Origin of the sequence: Sulfuricystis multivorans (genome assembly GCF_003966565.1) — a bacterium.
GTDB lineage: Bacteria > Pseudomonadota > Gammaproteobacteria > Burkholderiales > Rhodocyclaceae > Sulfuricystis > Sulfuricystis multivorans.
Genome location: NZ_AP018718.1, coordinates 2,513,454 through 2,530,254 on the forward strand (window position 1 = coordinate 2,513,454; position 16,801 = coordinate 2,530,254).

The window sequence follows — 16,801 nt, forward strand, 5'->3', positions numbered from 1 at the left end:
TTTTCTAGGTGCCGTGGGGGGTGATCCGGCGCAGGCGGGCAAGCAGCCCGGCGGGGGAAAGTCGCTGCGGTGCGAAGCGCGGCAGCTCGACGGCATCGAGCGTATTCTTGACCAGCAACCCCAGATCGGTATCGCCTTCCATCACCAGTCGCCGGTTGAAGAACAGCGTGTCCGGATCCTCCTCGCGGGCAAGCAGCGCGAGAAAATCGCGCGCCCGTGCCGAGATGGTGAGATCGGCCCGCCGGGAATCGAAGACGGGATGGAAGCCGCGGCCGTTGTAACCGAAACGCAGCGTCATCCCGGCATCCTTGACGCGGATCGCGAAGCGCTTGCCGGCAAGCATCTCGAGCGGCTCGCGCGGGATCAGGCGACCGAGCGCGAGATTGAGACCAGTCACCAGCGCCAGAGTCGGCGGCAGTTGCGGCAGCCGGTCGCCGAGACGGGACAAAGGCGCAGGCAGCGTGAAATCCGGTAGCTTGAAGTTCTTGATCATGGCGTCGTTCCAGAAACCCAGTCCAAGCCTGGGCGATCGTACCAGAAGCCGTTGCAGTAATCGCCTCCCGGCATCGCCGCCGGCAGGCCGTCGAGCAGCGCGCGATAGGCGCGGATGAGTTCCGCCATGCCTTCGGATTGCGGCGAGAGGCGGATCAGATCGACGCCCAGGGCAGCCAGTTCCGGCAATTCGCGTTCGAGGTGGTAGAGCTTGGCAGACTGCGTCTGGATGCCGTTCAAGGTGAGGAAAGGCTCACCCTCGCGCGTCTTGACCGGCAGGCCGTCCGGAAACTGGATGCAGCGGAACTCGCAGCAGTCCTTTTGCAAGCGGTAGCGCCGTGCGGTGAAGCAGCGCGCAGAATAAGCGAGCGGCAAGCGGCCGTGGGCGAACACCTCGGTCTCGATGCCGGCCGGCATTGCCTTTGCCATGCCCGTCAATGCGCTGCGGCCGACTTCCGGCGGCATCACCCAGCGGGTGGCGCCGCAGTCGACGAGGATCTTCAGCGTATGGCCGTTGAAGACGTTGAGCGTCGGGCCGGCGACGAAGCGCTGGCCGCGCTGTGCGAGCTGGCGCACCGCGCCCATCTCGTTGGCTTCCACCGTCAGGCGCGGATCGTCCTTCGCCGCATCCATCAGCCGGCGCACCGCCTTCAGGTCCGATTCGGATTCGATCAATGGCAAGGTGGAAAGGGCGACTTCCTTGCCGGCGTCTGCGAGCATGGTTGCCGCTTCGAGGTAATCGTCCAGCCGCATTTCGTGACGACGCGAGCAGACCGCTTCGCCGAGATAGACGACATCGACGGGCGCCTCGATCATCTCGGCATAGAAATCCATCACCCGCTGGCGCGGCCAGTAGTAGAGCAAGGGGCCGAGGGCGAGTTTCATTTCCACGGCCGATTGTACGCGCCGAGGGTTGCCGTCAGCCCTTCGGATACCTTGTTGAGCTCCGCCATCCACGCGGCCGTGGGCGCAAAGTGTTCGCGATCGCGTCGGCAGGCGTCGATCGCCTGGCGCCAAACCTGGGTGACCTGCTTGACGTAAGCCGGGCTCCTCTGGCGGCCTTCGATCTTGATCGCCCTGATGCCCATCCTCATGAGCTCCGGCAACAGTTCCAGCGTATTGAGGCTGGTGGGCTCCTCGATGGCGTAGTAGGTTTCGTCGTCCACCTCGAAACGCCCCTTGCACAGCGTCGGATAGCCGGCGCGTTCGCCCGGTGCGAAGCGATCGATCAGCACACCATTCAAACGCGTCTCCATGCCGTCGGGCGTTTCCTCGTAGCGCACCGCCTTGCCCGGCGAACAGGCGCCCTGGCAGTTCGGGGAGGTGCCGGTCGCATATGCGGAGAGCGCGCAGCGGCCCTCGACCATCACGCATAGGCCGCCGAAGCCGAACACCTCGATCTCGACCGGGGTGTTCTTGACGACGTGTTCGACCTGGGCGAGCGACAGCACGCGCGGCAGCACGGCGCGCTGGATGCCGAAGCGTTCGTGATAGAAGTTGATCGCCTCGTAATTGGTCGCCGAGCCTTGCACCGACAGGTGCAGCCGCAGCTGCGGGTGGGTACGGTGCGCATAGTCCATCAGGCCCGGGTCGGCGAGGATGATCGCATCGACACCGAACGCGGCCGCCTTGTCGACGGCGGCCGTCCAGCCGGGCCAGTTGTCGGTCTGCGGATAGGTGTTCAGCGCGACGAAGACCTTGACGCCGCGCGCGTGGGCATAGGCGATGCCCTCCTTCAGGCTCTTGTCGTCGAAATTGAGGCCGGTGAAGTTGCGCGCGTTGGTCGCGTCTCGGAAGCCGGTATAGACGCAGTCGGCGCCGTGATCGACGGCGGCTTTGAGCGCCGGCAGCCCGCCGGCGGGACAAACCAGTTCGAAAGGTGTGCTCATCGGGCAGTCCGTAAAAAGTGGCGGTCGACTATAAGGCCGCGCGATGTGTCACGGCTTGACCTGGGTCAAACTCGGCGGCTTCGGGACGGCACATCAACGCAATGTCCCGCGCGGCTTCCGGCCGGCGTGCGAGAATATCCGGTCATAGAGCGGTCGCGGCAGCCATTTCAACACGCCGGCGACCAGTCCCATCTGCCAGGGCATCACCGCGAAGCGCGCGCCGCGCTCGATCGCCCGCGCCATGCTCGCGGCGGCGCGATCCACCGGCATCAGGAAGGGCATCGGATAGGGATTCTTCTCGGTCATCGGCGTGGCGATGTAGCCGGGCGCGAGGGTGACGACCTTGACACCCGTGCCGGCGAGTTCGACCCGCAGGCTCTCCAGATAGGCGATCGCCGCGGCCTTCGAGGCGCAATAGGCACCCGCGCCGGGCAGGCCGCGTATGCCGGCGACCGAACTGATGCCCACCAGCCGGCCGCGCCCGGCCTGCTTCATCGCCGCGACGAAGGGCTGGAAGGTATGCACCATGCCCAGCACGTTGATCTCGAGCACACGACGGAAGGACTGCAGATCCTCTGCCGCTTCGGTGAGCGTGCCGACCGAAACCCCCGCATTGGCGATCACGATGTCCGGCACGCCGGCCTTGCCGATGAAATCGGCGCCCGCCGCCTGCAATGCGGCGGCATCGGAGACATCGAGCGGGTAGAGATGGCAGGCCGTGTCCAGCTTCACGGCCAGCGCCTGCAACGCTTCGCCGCGCCGGGCGGCGAGGCCGAGGGTGGCGCCTGTTGCGGCATAGTGCCGTGCCAGCGCCGCGCCGATGCCCGAAGAGGCGCCGGTGATGAAGACGGATCGGGCGACTTTCAGGGTCTTACTTCTTCGCCGCTTTTTGCGACGCCGCCGGTTTCTTGATCTCGGCGCGGTTCCTGGCGATCAGGAAATCGGCCACCTGCAGCATGTGCTCATACGATTGCAGCTCCGGCCCGGGGCTGTATTTGCCGCCGATGACGAGCGCCGGCACCCCACTGAAACCGTATTCCTGAGTCATCTCGGCGGCTTTGCGCACCCGGGCTTCGACGCTGAAGGACTTGTAGGTGTCGGCAAAGGCCTTGCGATCGATGCCTTGCTTGGCCACCCAGTCGAGCAAAATGCTCTCGTTGCCAAGATCGATGTGCTGGTTGACCATCGCGTCGAACACCGCGCCGCCCAGCTTGTCGAGTAGGTTCATCGCCTCGAGGGTGTAGTAAAGGCGCGCGCCCGGCGCCCACCTGTCGCTCAGGATCGCCGGCACCTTGCGGAAAGAGACATCGGCGGGTAAGCGTTTCACCCAGGCTTCGAGCAAAGGTTCGAGTTTGGCGCAATGCGGGCAGCCATACCAGAAGAATTCGATCACCTCGACCTTGCCGTTCGCTTCGGTCGGCTGCGGCATCTGCAGGCGATGGTAATTGCGGCCCTCGACCGGATCGGCGGCCAGCGCCGGTTGCAGGGCCAATGCGCCGATGGCCAGTGCAGCGAATGCGATTTTGGCGAGCTTCATGCAAAACCCCCTTTTTAGTCTTGCGCCCTGACCACCGTGGTCTGGACACCCTGTTCGGACAATTCGCGTCGTGCCTGGTTCAATTCGTCCAGCGACGCGAAGGGACCGAGGCGCACGCGATGCACCGTGCCCTTGCCCGGCACTTCGACTTGGAGCACATTGGCTTCGAAGCCGAGCATCGCCAGTTTGGCCCGCAGGTTGTCGGCATCAGTCTTCTTCTGGAAAGCGCCGACTTGCAGATAGCTCGCGCCTGCCGTAGCGGTGGGCTCGGGCTTCGCCGGCGTCTCGGTCGCGGCTGGCGCGGTGGCCTGCGCCTCGGCAGCGGGCGGTTTCTTGCCTTCGAGGATGTCGTAAAACTCGAACTTGCGTTCGCTGCCGACCGGCTTGTCACCCGGCTTGCCGGGCAGTGCCAGCGGTTCCTTGGCGCCGTTGGCCACCTCCGGCCTCGATACTTTCTCGGTAAATGGCAGCGGCGTCTTGTTCAGATACCAGACCACGCCGAACGAGATCAGCACGCCGACGAGGATGCCCAGCATCAAGCCGATCAGGGTGCCACCGCGTTGGGTCATGTTCATGTGCCGTCCCGAAGCCGCCAACGTTTATTTACATGGCATCCGGGGCACTGACGCCGAGGATGAACAGGCCGTTACCGATCACCTGGCGCAACGCCAGCGCCAGCGCAAGACGCGCGCGCTTGACTGCCTCATCGTCAACCAGCAGGCGCGAGGCAGAGTACCAGGCATGGAATTCCGCCGCCAGCTCGCGCAGCCAGAAAGCGACGAGATGCGGCGCACGCTCACGCGCGGCATTCTCGATCAGCTCGGGAAACTCGAGGAGCCGGGCGGCCAGCTTGAGCTCGCGCTCGCCGGACAGCGGGGCCAGATCGGCGTCGGCAAGCGTTGCGGGGTCGCCGCCCCATTGCCGCAGCACGCTGCTGATGCGCGCATGAGCATATTGCACGTAATAGACCGGGTTCTCGTTCGACTGACTCTTGGCGAGCTCGAGATCGAAATCGAGCGGCTTGTCCTGCTTGCTGAGCAGATAGAAGAAGCGGCAGGCATCGTTGCCCACCTCTTCGCGCAACTCGCGCAAGGTCACATAGGAGCCGGCGCGCGTGCTCATCGACACCTTTTCCTTGCCGCGATAGAGGCTGACGAACTGTACCAGTGCCACTTCGAGCGCTTCGGCAGCCAAGCCCAGCGCCTGCAAAGCACCCTTGACGCGCGGAATATAGCCGTGGTGATCGGCGCCCCAGACGTCGATGATCTTCGTAAAGCCGCGCTCGAACTTGTTGCGGTGATAGGCGATGTCGGAGGCGAAATAGGTGAATTGGCCGTTTTCCCGCTGCACGACGCGATCCTTCTCGTCGCCAAAGGCGGTCGAGCGGAACCACTTGGCGCCATCCTGCACGTAGATGTGGCCGCGCTTTTCCAGCTCCGCGACGGCTTTCGCCACCATGCCGGTGTCAAAGAGGCTCTTCTCCGAGAACCAGCAGTCGAAATGCACGCCATACTCTTCGAGATCGGCGCGGCAGTCGGCGAGCTGCTCGGACAGCGCATGCTGGTGGATGTAGTTCCAGTCTTCGCCGAGCAGGTCTTTGGCCACCGCGATCAAGCCATCGAGATGCGCTTCGACGTCGGGCTCCGGCGGCGGCACGCAGGCCAGCACCGCAGCGGCCGGATGGACGTAACGATCGCCATGCGCCTCCTTGATCTGGCGCGCCATGTCGCGCACGTAGTCGCCCTGATAGGCATTGGGCGGGAAGGGCACTTTCTCGCCGAAGATTTCCAGATAGCGCAGCCAGGTCGACACGGCGAGGATGTCCATCTGCCGGCCAGCGTCATTGACATAGAACTCGCGGCAGACCTCGAAGCCAGCAAAAGCCAGCAGGTTGGCGAGGCTCGCGCCATAGGCCGCGCCGCGGCCATGGCCGACATGCAGCGGGCCAGTGGGATTGGCGGAAACGAACTCGACCTGCAGCCGGCCGGGCTTTTTCCCGCCCCGGCCGAAATGCTCGCCGCGCGCGAGGACCGCATGGATCACGGCGGTCTTGGCCACCACCGCAAGACGGAAATTGATGAAGCCGGCGCCCGCAGCTTCGGCCTTCTCCACCCACGGCGAGCGGGGCAGCTCATGCACCAGGCGTTCGGCGATCTTACGCGGGCTTTCTTTCAGGCCCTTGGCAATCTGCAAGGCAAGATTGCTCGACAGGTCACCATGCGCCGGATCGCGCGGCCGTTCGAGCTGGATTTCCGCCTTCACGCCGGGCGCGACGCTGGCAAGCGCCGCATCGAGCAGCGCGGCGAGATGCGACTTGATTTCAAAGGTGTGGGAGGACATGGCGGCAGATTATCCTAAAAACCTCAGTTGGACGCGCCCGATGGTGCGTCCCGGCGGGTGCATGGCGCGACGCGACGACGCAGCAGGCTCATGCCTGCAAGGAGGAGCAACAAAGCCAGGCGCCCGCCGGGGTGCGCCAGGGGGTGCGTAGCGGGCTCACCTTTTTGGTGAGCAGCGAAAGCGAGATAACTGCTGATTTCCGAAGACATTTTTTGCCTTGAGGAGCGGTCAACTGGGGTTTTTAGGATTATAGCGCCCAGCCGAGAAAGGGAATTTCGCCCGGGCAAAAGACATAGCTATTTTGTATGGAATAAGCCGCCCACCATAACCGTCTATCCATCTGCTGTTCGTCAATCCACACAACCCCGACGGAGGAGATCATGAAAAAAACGCTTTGGACGGTATGGCTGCTCGTTTGCTTTGTATTCACTGGCGCCGCGCTCGCCGACAGCGGCAGGCTCGGTGTCGCGATTCAGGTCAGCGACGACAACGTCGCCACCTGGAATCAGGCGCTCAATGTCGTCAAGAACATCCAGGCCAGCTACGGCAAGGACAAGGTGGAGGTCGAGCTGGTCGTATTCGGCAATGGTGCCGGTTTGCTGAAATTCGATTCGCAGCTTTCCAACCGCATCGACGACACGCTGGCCAGCGGCGCGAAGGTGCTGATGTGCCAGAACACGATGAAGGCTCAGAAGCTCACGCCTGAGGACATGCACGCCGGCATCGGCTATGTGAAGGCCGGTGTGGTCGAGCTGATCGAGAAGCAGCGGCAGGGGTGGGCGGTGATCCGACCCTGACGCGCGAACGGGTAGCGCGTTCCATTCCGTGATCCGGCGCTGGCGGAAAATGTGGCGTCCCGCCGGGCGCCGACCCACTTCGAATAGTCGGCGCTGGCGGGACGGCACCCCGCTGCCGGATCACGTGCCGTGGCGGATCATATGGTCGAAGGCGGACAGTGATGCCTTCGCGCCTTCGCCCATCGCAATGACGATCTGCTTGTAGGGCACCGTCGTGCAATCGCCGGCGGCGAATACGCCGGGCACCGAGGTGGCGCCGCGCGCGTCGATCTCGATCTCGCCGAAGCGGTTGAGCGCGACCGTACCCTTGAGCCAGTCGGTGTTCGGCAACAGGCCGATCTGCACGAAGATGCCTTCGAGTTCGAGGTGGTGACTTTCGTTGGTGGTGCGATCGGTATAGACGAGGCCGGTGACCTTCTGGCCGTCGCCGATCACCTCGGTGGTCTGGGCGCTCACGATCACGGTCACGTTCGGCAGACTGGCGAGCTTTTGCTGCAACACCGCATCGGCGCGCAGCTTGCCGTCGAACTCGAGCAGCGTGACGTGGGCGACGATGCCGGCGAGATCGATCGCCGCCTCGACGCCGGAATTGCCGCCGCCGATCACCGCGACCCGCTTGCCCTTGAATAGCGGCCCATCGCAGTGCGGGCAGAAGCACACGCCCTTGGCCTTGTATTCGGCCTCACCCGGCACCTTGAGTTCACGCCAGCGCGCTCCGGTGGCAAGGATGACGGTCTTCGCCTTCAGCGTCGCGCCTGATTCGAGACGAAGCTCGTGCAGCCTCTCGCCAGGCACGAGTTCGACCACGCGCTGTGCGTTCATGATGTCGACGCCGTAGTCACGCACGTGCGCCTCGAGCGCCGCGGCGAGCCGCGGTCCTTCGGTGTATTTCACCGAGATGAAGTTCTCGATCGCCAGCGTGTCGAGCACCTGGCCGCCGAAACGTTCGGCGACGACGCCGGTGCGGATGCCTTTCCTCGCCGCATAGATCGCCGCTGCGGCCCCTGCTGGTCCGCCACCGACGACGAGCACGTCGAAAGGCGCCTTGGCGGCGATCTCCGCGGCGGCGCGCTGGCCAGCACCGGTATCGAGCTTGGCGACGATTTCCTCGAGGCTCATGCGGCCATGACCGAATTCCTCGCCATTCAGATAGACGACCGGCACGGCCATGATCTGGCGCGCCTCGACTTCCTTCTGGAACAACGCGCCATCGACCATCGTGTGGGTGACGCCGGGATTGAGCACCGCCATCAGGTTCAGCGCCTGCACGACATCCGGGCAGTTGTGGCAGGACAACGAGACGAAAGTCTCGAATATGAACTTGCCAGGGATGGCCTTGATCCGCTCGATCAGTGCGGCATCGACCTTTGGCGGATAACCGCTCGCCTGCAACAGCGCAAGCACCAGAGAAGTGAATTCGTGCCCCATCGGCAGGCCGGCGAAATGGATGCGATGGGACTCACCCGGCCGCCCCACCGAAAACGACGGGCGACGCTCGGCAGCACCGTCTTCACGCACGCTCACTTTCGGCGAAAGCGCGGCGATCTCGGCTAGCAGCGCACTCATCTGGCGCGAGACGTCGCTCGCATCCGGCGAGACGACGAGCTCGATCGGCTCGACCAGACGTTCGAGATAGGCACTCAGCTGGGCCTTGATGGTATCGTCGAGCATGAGGACTTCCTTGTGCAGGGATGACAAGGGAAAGCCCCGGGGCTTTCCGCTGCCATCCCCCGGCGGAGCCGGGGGGATATGGGAAGGTGATGCTTAGATCTTGCCGACCAGTTCCAGAGACGGCTTCAGCGTCGCTTCGCCTTCCTTCCACTTCGCGGGGCAGACTTCACCCGGATGCGCCTCGATGTACTGCGCGGCCTTGACCTTGCGCAGCAGCTCGGAGGCATCACGACCGATGCCGAGATCATGGATTTCGATGACCTTGATGACGCCCTGCGGGTTCATCACGAAGGTACCGCGCAGCGCCAGACCCTCTTCCTCGATCATCACGTCGAAGTTGCGGGAAATCGTGCCGGTCGGATCGCCGATCATCGGATACTTGATCTTCTTGATCGTCTCGGAGGCATCGGCCCAGGCCTTGTGCACGAAGTGAGTGTCGGTGGACACCGCATAGACCTCGACGCCGATCTTCTGGAATTCCGGGTAGAGATCGGCCATGTCGCCCAGCTCGGTCGGGCAGACGAAAGTGAAGTCGGCGGGGTAGAAAAAGAAGACCGACCACTTGCCTTTGACGTCGGCATCGGTGATTTCGACGAACTTGCCGTTGTGGTAGGCCTGGGCTTTGAAAGGTTTGAGGGTGGTGTTGATCAACGACATGATGTGCTCTCTCCTTGTGTGGTGGTTGGATGATGTTCGGATGTGTGGCGTCGATAATCCCGACGCGACTGAATGAATTCTATGTGCGGCTGCAGCATCGTTCCAATTGATTGTTGCGATTTTCACGATAGCCTTTCCCTATTGACATGATCAGCCTTCTGATAGCCAAAGGCTATCAAATCATTATGAAAAAACAATTTCCCCAACGCTTCGCGCGGCTCTAGGATGAAATGGTCAGAGCGTTACTGCGTTCTGCGCCAACAACCATCATCTGAGGAGGTCACCATGCAACTCAAAGGATCAAAGACCGAACAGCACCTGAAAGCCGCTTTCGCGGGTGAATCGCAGGCAAACCGCCGCTATCTGTATTTCGCCAACAAGGCCGACGTCGAGGGTTATCCGGACATCGCCGCACTGTTCCGTTCCACCGCGGAAGGTGAGACCGGCCACGCCCACGGCCATCTGGAATATCTCGAACAATGCGGCGACCCCGCGACCGGACTGCCCTTCGGCACGACCAAGCAGAACCTCGCCGCCGCCGTTGCCGGCGAAACCCATGAATACACCGACATGTATCCGGGCATGGCCAAAGATGCCCGCGCAGAAGGGTTTGACGAGATCGCCGACTGGTTCGAGACGCTGGCGAAGGCCGAGCGCTCGCATGCCAATCGCTATCAGAAGGCTCTGAACGAAATGGGCTGATCCCACCGCGCGCGACCGAAGGCCGGATTGCGATGGCCGCCGGCGAGCACCCCCGACGCCGACAGAATCCTTCGAAAGGGATCACCATGGCACGCGAAGGCAATCTCGAAGCCCCAACCCGCCACCCCCTCGATTGGCAGAATCCCGCCTTTTACGACGAGGCGGCGCTCTACCAGGAGATGAAGCGGGTCTTCGAGATCTGCCACGGCTGCCGACGTTGTGTGAGCCTGTGCCAGTCCTTCCCAACCTTGTTCGACCTCGTCGATGTCTCGGAGACGATGGAAATCGACGGCGTCCGAAAGGAGGACTATTGGAAGGTCGTCGAGCATTGCTACCTCTGCGACCTGTGTTATATGACCAAGTGCCCATACGTGCCGCCGCACGAGTGGAATCTGGATTTCCCGCACTTGATGCTGCGTGCCAAGGCGGTGCATTTCAGGAAGGGCCAGACGAAGCTGCGCGACAAGCTGCTCACCAGCACGGACATGGTCGGCAAGTTCTGCGGCATCCCCATCGTCGCGCCGACCGTCAACGCCGTCAACAAGATCGGCGCGATGCGCAAGCTGCTGGAGGATGTCGCCGGCATCCATGCTGAGGCCTGGTTGCCCGAATTTTCCTCAAGGCCGCTGCGCAGCCGCCTGCGCGTGCTGCCGGATGACACGCCAGCCGAACCGACTGCCGGCACCACCGGCAAGGTGGCACTGTTCGCCACCTGCTACATGAACCGTAACGAACCGGGGCCGGGCGAGGACTTGGTCGCCGTCTTCGAGCACAATGGCATTCCAGTGTCTCTCGTACCCAGCGAGCAATGCTGCGGCATGCCGAAGCTGGAGCTCGGCGATCTCGAGGCCGTGCGTCGCGCCAAGGAAAACAACATCCCGGTGCTGGCGAGGCTCGTCGACGCCGGCTGGGACTTGACCGCCCTGATCCCTTCCTGCGTGCTGATGTTCAAGCAGGAACTGCCGCTGATGTTCCCTGCCGACCCTGAGGTGCAGAAGGTGAAGGATGCCTTCTTTGATCCGTTCGAGTATCTGATGCTGCGTCACCGTGAAGGCAAGCTGAAGACCGACTTCAAGCAGGGCTTGGGCAAGGTCTCCTATCACGCCGCCTGCCACCAGCGTGTGCAAAACATCGGCCAAAAGACCCGGGAATGCCTTTCGCTGATCCCCGACACCACGGTGGACATCATCGAGCGCTGTTCCGGCCATGACGGCACCTATGCGGTGAAGCGCGAGTTTCACCCCTCGGCGATGAAGATCGTCAAACCGGTGGTCAATCGCATCAACCAGAACGCGCCTGACCATTATGGCTCGGACTGTGCGATGGCCGGCCATCACATCGGCCACGCCCGCGCCGATGGCAGCGCGCCCGAACACCCGATCACCCTGCTGAGAAAGGCCTACGGCTTATGAATCCACTAACCCACGAGGAGCTGTTCGGCCTCGAGCAGTACGCGCGCGTGCGCAATGAATTCCGCGCCAAGGTTCTCGCCCACAAAAAGAACCGCATCGTCGCCCTCGGCCCGAATGCGACGTTGCATTTCGAGGATCGCCTGACGATGCAGTATCAGATACAGGAGATGCTGCGTCTCGAGCGCATCTTCGAGCCCGAACTGATCCAGGAAGAGCTCGACGTCTATAACCCGCTGATCCCGGATGGCAGCAACTGGAAAGCGACTTTGATGCTCGAGTTCCCGGACGAGACGGAACGCAGGGCACGGCTCGCCCAGCTGATCGGCATCGAGAAAGCGGTATGGATCCAGGTAGCGGATTTCGCGCGTGTTACGCCCATCGCCAATGAGGATCTCGAGCGCGAAACTCCCGGCAAGACCGCCTCCGTTCATTTCCTGCGTTTCGAGCTGACGCCAAAAATGCGCGAGGCCGCCAAGGCAGGTGCCATGATCCGCGCCGGCATCGATCATCCCCACTATCAGGCCGAAACGACCCTGCCCCAGGCCACACGCGACTCATTGGCCAGTGATCTGGCCCACGGTGACTCAGGCGGCGAGCAGCGTATGTAACAGCCGATGCACGTCTTCTCGCCGTCGCGCGTCGACGGCGCAGACCGGAGCATCTTGCTGCTGACCCCGCAAAAAGTCTCGATACTCGCCTAACCCGGGCAGCGGGCTGCGATCCGTGAAACTGACGCCTACGGCCATTTTTCCCGAAAAGGCAAAAGAGTGACGCCAGCGCAGATAAAAGCCGAGATCGTCGAACGGAGACCGGCGGCTGTTGTCGATCAAGATCGCCAGCCCCGAGATGCCTTCCCGCAAGATTTCCCACATGAAGTCGAAACGTTCCTGCCCTGGCGCCCCATAAAGGTGAACCCGCCTGCCGTCCGTAAGGTTCGTGACGCCATAATCGAGCGCGATGGTCGTGCGCGGCTTGCGAACACGGGTCATGTCGCTGACGGCGACGTCGGTGCAAACGACCGCTTTGTCACTCGCCGCGGCAATCGCCGTTGTCTTGCCGGCGCCGACCGGTCCGATGAACAATATCTTGTGCCGTTCTTGGCCATTGGCCATTTCTTGCTCCCGAAAGAAAAAAACTGTACAGCTTTGCGCAGCTAAGATGCCGATTGACTAACCTATCCCAGATCTCGATTCGCTTCGGGTGGAATAGCTGCCAAGGAATGGGGCAAATCGTGGTTTGCCCGGCGTAGAATGCAACGCTTCCCCACAGGAGTAGCCCAGTGAGCATCAGCCCGATCCAGGACATCGTCGCCGACATACGCGCTGGCAAGATGGTCATCCTCGTCGATGAGGAGGACCGTGAGAACGAGGGCGATCTCGTCCTCGCCGCCGAATTCGTCACACCCGAGGCGATCAATTTCATGGTCACGCATGCGCGCGGCCTGGTTTGTTTGACGTTGACCGAGGAACGCTGTCGCCAGCTCGACCTGCCGTTGATGGTGCGCGACAACAAGACACCGCACGGCACCGCCTTCACGGTATCGATCGAAGCCGCCGAAGGCGTCACCACGGGCATTTCGGCACATGACCGCGCCCGCACGATTCGCGTCGCGGTTGCCAAGCATGCCAAGCCCACGGACCTCGTCCAGCCCGGTCACGTCTTTCCGCTGAAGGCGCAAAAGGGCGGCGTACTGGTGCGCGCGGGGCATACCGAAGCCGGTTGCGACCTCGCGCAAATGGCCGGTTGCGAGCCCGCTGCGGTGATCTGCGAGATCATGAACGAGGACGGCTCGATGGCGCGCCTGCCGCAGCTGATCGAGTTCGCGGCGAAGCACGGTCTCAAGATCGGCACCATCCGCGACCTGATCCAGTATCGCTCGGAAAACGAAAAGCTCGTCGAGTGCGTCGCCGACAAGGAAGTGATCTGCACTCACGGCAGCTTCCGGCTGCGCGCCTATCTCGACCAGACCAGCAACGATGTCCATTTGACCCTGACGCGTGGCGAGATTCGTCCGGAGACCGAAACCCTGGTACGCGTGCACGAACCGGTCTCGGTGCTCGATTTTCTCGACTGCAAGAACCGCCGTCACAGCTTCACGATCGATCAGGCGGTGCAGATCATCGCGAAGGCGGAACGAGGCGCCATCGTGCTTCTGCATCGCAATGAAACCGGCGCCGACCTGCTCGACGCCTTGCAGAACGAGGCGCCGCCCCCGGCGCAGAAATGGGATCCGCGTCTGTATGGCATCGGCGCGCAAATCCTGCGCGAGCTGGGTGTGGGCAAGATGCGCCTGATGGCCAGCCCGCGCAAGCTGCCGAGCATGACCGGCTTCGGCCTCGAGATCTGCGGTTATCTGACCCCCGAGGAAATCCAGCCATGAGCTTCACCCCGAATCCGCCGACCTCTCCTGCCGCCACTCATCCTTGCTCCGCCGAGCTTACCGAGATCGAGCCCAATCTCGCTGGCGCCGACCTTGCCATTGGCATCGCCATGGCACGCTTCAACAAGGACATCGGCGAAGGGCTGCTCTCCGGTTGTTGCCATGAACTCCGCCGCCTCGGCGTCACCGACGTCACGCTCGTCAGCGTGCCGGGCGCGCTGGAGATCCCGCTCGCCTTGCAGACGATGGCGCAGACCGGCAAGTTCGACGCGCTGGTGGCGATTGGCTGCGTGATCCGCGGCGAGACCTACCATTTCGAAGTGGTGTCGAACGAATCCGCGCGCGGGGTGACCGATGTGCAACTGGCCACCGGCGTTCCGATCGCGAATGCGATCCTCACCGTCGAAAATGAGGCGCAGGGCGAAGTGCGGATGATCCAGAAAGGCGCCGAGGCCGCGCAGTGCGCGGTCGAAATGGCCAATCTGATGAAAGCGCTGAAGTGAGGGCCGAAAATTCCCACGCTGCCAAAGCGAAGAAGGCATCGGCGAGCCCGCGCCACCGCGCGCGCGAATTCGTCGTGCAGGGCCTCTACCAATATCTGGTCGGCGGCCAAGATCTTCCCGCGATCATCAGTCAGGCCGAATCGGTCGCCGGCTTCGAGAAGGCGCATCGTCCGCTCTTTGAGAGCCTGCTCCAGGGTGTGCTGGACGATCCGCAGGCGCTGCAGACCCTACTCGAACCCCACATCGCGCGTCCCTGGGGCGAGGTATCGCCGATCGAGCGCAGCATCCTGCTTCTGGCCGCTTGCGAGCTCAAGCACCATCCCGAGACGCCCTACCGCGTCGTCATCGATGAGGCCATCGAGCTGGCCAAATCCTTCGGTGGCACCGATGGCCACAAGTTCGTCAATGGCGTGCTCGACAAGCTGGCGCCGCGCCTGCGGCCTCATGAGGCGACAACGAAGTAATATTCGGCAGGCATGCCTTGCGAATTCGCACTGATCGACCGCTACTTCCGTCGCCCGCCCCGTCATGCCGTGCTCGGGGTGGGTGACGATGCCGCCATCGTGCGGCCCTCCCCCGGCTGCGAGCTGGTGATCTCCACCGACATGCTGGTCGCCGGGACGCACTTTTTCGCCAACGACGATCCCGAGGCGCTCGGCTGGAAGACGCTCGCGGTCAATGTCTCGGACATCGCAGCGATGGGCGCTCAGCCGCGCTGGGCGGTGATCGCCGCCGCCCTGCCGACCGCGAACGAGACCTGGCTGGAGAAATTTGCCAGCGGGCTGTTCGCCTGCGCCGATGCCTTCGGCATCGACATCGTCGGCGGCGACACCACGCGCGGCCCGCGCAATTTCTGCGTCACGATTTTCGGCGAAGTGCCGCAAGGCATGGCGCTTATGCGTTCCGGTGCCCATCTCTACGAGGAGATCTGGGTCTCGGGCATGCCTGGCCGCGCCGCGCTCGGCCTGGCTCACCTCCAAGGCCGCATCGTACTCACCGAGCCGGCGCTCTCCGTCTGCCTTGCCGCCCTGCACCGTCCCCAGCCACGCTTGGAACTTGGCCTCGCCTTGCGTGGGCTGGCCTCTGCGGCGATCGACGTTTCCGACGGCTTGCTCGCCGATCTTGGCCATCTGCTCGAAGCCTCGCGGCTTTCCGCCACGCTGCGTCTCGAACGACTGCCGGCATCCGGTCCGGAACGCGAGGCCTATCTTGCCGGCGGCGATGATTACGAACTGATTTTCACCGCCTCACCCGAGCATCACGCGGCGATCGAGGGGCTGTCCAAACGGCTCGGCCTGCCGCTCACCTGCATCGGCAAGACCGAAGCCGGCGAGGCGGGGCGGCTCACCGTCCTCGATGCCAGCGGAAAGCCGGTCGAAGTCAAGCAGCGTGGGTACGACCACTTCGCCTGAGATGTCATGGCCAAGGCCCCGCCCCCGCCTGCCGGCTTCCTGCTCTCCCATCCGGCACACCTGATCGCCTGCGGCTTCGGCAGCGGCCTTTCGCCCTTCGCGCCCGGTACTGCAGGCACGCTGTTCGCTTGGCTCACCTATCCCCTGCTGCGCATACCATTCCCCGCCGACGGCACCTTCGCCGTCTTCCTGCTGTTGGCCTTCGTGCTGGGGGTTACCTCCTGCCAGATCACTGGCCGCACGCTGGGCGAGGCCGATCATGGCAGCATCGTCTGGGACGAGATCGTGCCGTTCTGGGCCGTCCTGATGATGACGCCGGCCGGCTGGCTTTGGCAGCTCGCTGCCTTCCTGTGGTTCCGTTTCTACGACATCATCAAACCGCCGCCGGCGAATCATTTCGACGCGCGCATGAAAAACGGGCTGGGCGTGATGATGGATGACCTGATCGCAGCGGCCTACACTGTCTTCACCCTCGCACTGTTCAAACGCATCGTCGAAGCGCTGTCCTGAAATGGATGCCGAACTGGTCGCTCTCTCCGAAGCCGTCGGGCAGATCTGCCAGCGGCGCGGTCTGCTGATCGCCACTGCCGAATCTTGCACCGGCGGCTGGGCGGCGCAAGTGATCACTCACACGCCAGGCAGCTCCGCCTGGTTCGACCGCGGCTTCGTCACCTATACAAACGCGGCAAAAGTGGATATGCTTGGAGTACGCATGTTCACCATAGAAACCTTTGGCGCGGTTAGTCTGGAAACGGCCGGGGAAATGGCCGCGGGTGCCCTGACGCATTCCAACGCGACGATATCCCTGGCGATCACCGGCATTGCCGGCCCCACCGGCGGCACGCCGGAAAAGCCGGTCGGCACGGTCTGTTTCGGCTGGTGTCTGAAAGATGGGATGCCGTCTTGCGAACGCCGACTTTTTTCGGGTTGCCGCGAAACGATCCGGCGCCAGGCGGTGATCCATGCGCTGACCGGACTGATTTTAACCGCAAGAAACATGCCATAATCG

General features: G+C 63.1%; 20 protein-coding genes. 10 read left to right on the top strand and 10 right to left on the bottom strand.

Annotated features, from left to right (window positions below):
* Positions 1–4 precede the first annotated feature (4 nt).
* The 7 genes from ubiT to argS all read right to left on the bottom strand — a co-directional run bounded on the left by ubiT (position 5) and on the right by argS (position 6,258).
* Complete coding sequence (ubiT, locus tag EL335_RS12625) at positions 5–493, bottom strand: ubiquinone anaerobic biosynthesis accessory factor UbiT (protein ID WP_126447439.1); 489 nt, start codon at positions 491–493, stop codon at positions 5–7.
* Entirely contained in the window at positions 490–1,377 is an 888-nt protein-coding gene (locus EL335_RS12630) for a U32 family peptidase (protein ID WP_126447441.1), read from the bottom strand. The genes ubiT and EL335_RS12630 overlap by 4 nt, the downstream gene beginning before the upstream one ends.
* Positions 1,374–2,381 carry a ubiquinone anaerobic biosynthesis protein UbiU gene (ubiU, locus tag EL335_RS12635; protein WP_126447442.1) on the bottom strand — a complete coding sequence of 336 codons (1,008 nt, stop codon included), beginning with the start codon at positions 2,379–2,381 and terminating at the stop codon, positions 1,374–1,376. Before ubiU ends, EL335_RS12630 begins: the two co-directional genes overlap by 4 nt.
* Before the next feature lie 93 nt (positions 2,382–2,474).
* Positions 2,475–3,248 (bottom strand): SDR family oxidoreductase, encoded by a 774-nt coding sequence (locus EL335_RS12640; RefSeq protein ID WP_126447444.1) that lies wholly within the window; start codon positions 3,246–3,248, stop codon positions 2,475–2,477.
* Positions 3,249–3,252: 4 nt separating this feature from the next.
* Positions 3,253–3,918 carry a thiol:disulfide interchange protein DsbA/DsbL gene (locus tag EL335_RS12645; protein ID WP_126447446.1) on the bottom strand — a complete coding sequence of 222 codons (666 nt, stop codon included), beginning with the start codon at positions 3,916–3,918 and terminating at the stop codon, positions 3,253–3,255.
* Positions 3,919–3,932: 14 nt separating this feature from the next.
* Positions 3,933–4,493: an SPOR domain-containing protein gene (locus tag EL335_RS12650; protein ID WP_126447448.1), complete on the bottom strand. Its 561-nt coding sequence runs from the start codon at positions 4,491–4,493 to the stop codon at positions 3,933–3,935.
* A gap of 28 nt (positions 4,494–4,521) precedes the next feature.
* Positions 4,522–6,258, bottom strand: coding sequence for an arginine--tRNA ligase (gene argS, locus EL335_RS12655; RefSeq protein WP_126447450.1), 1,737 nt, complete (start codon positions 6,256–6,258; stop codon positions 4,522–4,524).
* A gap of 380 nt (positions 6,259–6,638) precedes the next feature.
* Between argS and EL335_RS12660 the strand changes: the two genes are divergently transcribed.
* Positions 6,639–7,055: a DsrE family protein gene (locus tag EL335_RS12660; RefSeq protein WP_126447452.1), complete on the top strand. Its 417-nt coding sequence runs from the start codon at positions 6,639–6,641 to the stop codon at positions 7,053–7,055.
* A gap of 120 nt (positions 7,056–7,175) precedes the next feature.
* Here the strand turns inward: EL335_RS12660 and ahpF are convergent, their stop codons facing one another.
* Together ahpF and ahpC are read right to left on the bottom strand one after the other, a co-directional pair.
* Entirely contained in the window at positions 7,176–8,726 is a 1,551-nt protein-coding gene (gene ahpF / locus EL335_RS12665) for an alkyl hydroperoxide reductase subunit F (protein WP_126447454.1), read from the bottom strand.
* A 93-nt stretch (positions 8,727–8,819) separates the two neighbouring features.
* A complete protein-coding gene (gene ahpC, locus EL335_RS12670) occupies positions 8,820–9,383 on the bottom strand; it encodes an alkyl hydroperoxide reductase subunit C (RefSeq protein ID WP_126447456.1) in 564 nt (187 codons plus the stop codon).
* Positions 9,384–9,668: 285 nt separating this feature from the next.
* Here ahpC and EL335_RS12675 point away from each other — a divergent pair, with 285 nt between their 5' ends.
* From EL335_RS12675 to EL335_RS12685, 3 genes are all read left to right on the top strand, one after another.
* Positions 9,669–10,085, top strand: a complete 417-nt coding sequence (locus tag EL335_RS12675; RefSeq protein WP_126447458.1) for a rubrerythrin family protein — start codon at positions 9,669–9,671, stop codon at positions 10,083–10,085.
* Positions 10,086–10,171: 86 nt separating this feature from the next.
* Positions 10,172–11,497 carry a heterodisulfide reductase-related iron-sulfur binding cluster gene (locus EL335_RS12680; RefSeq protein WP_126447460.1) on the top strand — a complete coding sequence of 442 codons (1,326 nt, stop codon included), beginning with the start codon at positions 10,172–10,174 and terminating at the stop codon, positions 11,495–11,497.
* Positions 11,494–12,105, top strand: a complete 612-nt coding sequence (locus EL335_RS12685) for a DUF3501 family protein (RefSeq protein ID WP_126447462.1) — start codon at positions 11,494–11,496, stop codon at positions 12,103–12,105. The genes EL335_RS12680 and EL335_RS12685 overlap by 4 nt, the downstream gene beginning before the upstream one ends.
* On the opposite strand, the gene EL335_RS12690 is transcribed toward EL335_RS12685, so the two are convergent.
* A complete protein-coding gene (locus EL335_RS12690) occupies positions 12,082–12,609 on the bottom strand; it encodes a GTP-binding protein (protein ID WP_126447464.1) in 528 nt (175 codons plus the stop codon). The two genes, EL335_RS12685 and EL335_RS12690, sit on opposite strands and share 24 nt — an antisense overlap.
* A 167-nt stretch (positions 12,610–12,776) precedes the next feature.
* On the opposite strand from EL335_RS12690, the gene ribBA reads away from it, so the two are divergent.
* From ribBA to EL335_RS12720, 6 genes are read left to right on the top strand one after another with little or no spacing between them, the layout of a single operon-like run.
* Positions 12,777–13,877, top strand: a complete 1,101-nt coding sequence (gene ribBA / locus EL335_RS12695) for a bifunctional 3,4-dihydroxy-2-butanone-4-phosphate synthase/GTP cyclohydrolase II (RefSeq protein WP_126447466.1) — start codon at positions 12,777–12,779, stop codon at positions 13,875–13,877.
* A complete protein-coding gene (gene ribH / locus EL335_RS12700; RefSeq protein WP_126447468.1) occupies positions 13,874–14,380 on the top strand; it encodes a 6,7-dimethyl-8-ribityllumazine synthase in 507 nt (168 codons plus the stop codon). Before ribBA ends, ribH begins: the two co-directional genes overlap by 4 nt.
* Positions 14,377–14,844 carry a transcription antitermination factor NusB gene (gene nusB / locus EL335_RS12705; RefSeq protein ID WP_126447470.1) on the top strand — a complete coding sequence of 156 codons (468 nt, stop codon included), beginning with the start codon at positions 14,377–14,379 and terminating at the stop codon, positions 14,842–14,844. The genes ribH and nusB overlap by 4 nt, the downstream gene beginning before the upstream one ends.
* A 12-nt stretch (positions 14,845–14,856) precedes the next feature.
* Positions 14,857–15,792, top strand: a complete 936-nt coding sequence (thiL, locus tag EL335_RS12710) for a thiamine-phosphate kinase (protein WP_126447471.1) — start codon at positions 14,857–14,859, stop codon at positions 15,790–15,792.
* Between the two features lie 6 nt (positions 15,793–15,798).
* Positions 15,799–16,302, top strand: a complete 504-nt coding sequence (locus EL335_RS12715; RefSeq protein WP_126447473.1) for a phosphatidylglycerophosphatase A family protein — start codon at positions 15,799–15,801, stop codon at positions 16,300–16,302.
* Position 16,303: 1 nt separating this feature from the next.
* The gene (locus tag EL335_RS12720) at positions 16,304–16,798 is read left to right on the top strand and encodes a CinA family protein (protein WP_126447475.1); all 495 of its coding nucleotides are present in this window, start codon (positions 16,304–16,306) and stop codon (positions 16,796–16,798) included.
* Positions 16,799–16,801: the final 3 nt, after the last annotated feature.

Excerpts from the sequence above, each read along its gene's own strand:
- ubiT (WP_126447439.1), bottom strand. The coding sequence starts at position 493 with ATGATCAAGAACTTCAAGCTACCGGATTTCACGCTGCCTGCGCCTTTG.
- EL335_RS12630 (WP_126447441.1), bottom strand. The coding sequence starts at position 1,377 with ATGAAACTCGCCCTCGGCCCCTTGCTCTACTACTGGCCGCGCCAGCGG.
- ubiU (WP_126447442.1), bottom strand. The coding sequence starts at position 2,381 with ATGAGCACACCTTTCGAACTGGTTTGTCCCGCCGGCGGGCTGCCGGCG.
- EL335_RS12645 (WP_126447446.1), bottom strand. The coding sequence starts at position 3,918 with ATGAAGCTCGCCAAAATCGCATTCGCTGCACTGGCCATCGGCGCATTG.
- EL335_RS12650 (WP_126447448.1), bottom strand. The coding sequence starts at position 4,493 with ATGAACATGACCCAACGCGGTGGCACCCTGATCGGCTTGATGCTGGGC.
- argS (WP_126447450.1), bottom strand. The coding sequence starts at position 6,258 with ATGTCCTCCCACACCTTTGAAATCAAGTCGCATCTCGCCGCGCTGCTC.
- EL335_RS12660 (WP_126447452.1), top strand. The coding sequence starts at position 6,639 with ATGAAAAAAACGCTTTGGACGGTATGGCTGCTCGTTTGCTTTGTATTC.
- ahpF (WP_126447454.1), bottom strand. The coding sequence starts at position 8,726 with ATGCTCGACGATACCATCAAGGCCCAGCTGAGTGCCTATCTCGAACGT.
- ahpC (WP_126447456.1), bottom strand. The coding sequence starts at position 9,383 with ATGTCGTTGATCAACACCACCCTCAAACCTTTCAAAGCCCAGGCCTAC.
- EL335_RS12675 (WP_126447458.1), top strand. The coding sequence starts at position 9,669 with ATGCAACTCAAAGGATCAAAGACCGAACAGCACCTGAAAGCCGCTTTC.
- EL335_RS12680 (WP_126447460.1), top strand. The coding sequence starts at position 10,172 with ATGGCACGCGAAGGCAATCTCGAAGCCCCAACCCGCCACCCCCTCGAT.
- EL335_RS12685 (WP_126447462.1), top strand. The coding sequence starts at position 11,494 with ATGAATCCACTAACCCACGAGGAGCTGTTCGGCCTCGAGCAGTACGCG.
- EL335_RS12690 (WP_126447464.1), bottom strand. The coding sequence starts at position 12,609 with ATGGCCAATGGCCAAGAACGGCACAAGATATTGTTCATCGGACCGGTC.
- ribH (WP_126447468.1), top strand. The coding sequence starts at position 13,874 with ATGAGCTTCACCCCGAATCCGCCGACCTCTCCTGCCGCCACTCATCCT.
- thiL (WP_126447471.1), top strand. The coding sequence starts at position 14,857 with ATGCCTTGCGAATTCGCACTGATCGACCGCTACTTCCGTCGCCCGCCC.
- EL335_RS12715 (WP_126447473.1), top strand. The coding sequence starts at position 15,799 with ATGGCCAAGGCCCCGCCCCCGCCTGCCGGCTTCCTGCTCTCCCATCCG.
- EL335_RS12720 (WP_126447475.1), top strand. The coding sequence starts at position 16,304 with ATGGATGCCGAACTGGTCGCTCTCTCCGAAGCCGTCGGGCAGATCTGC.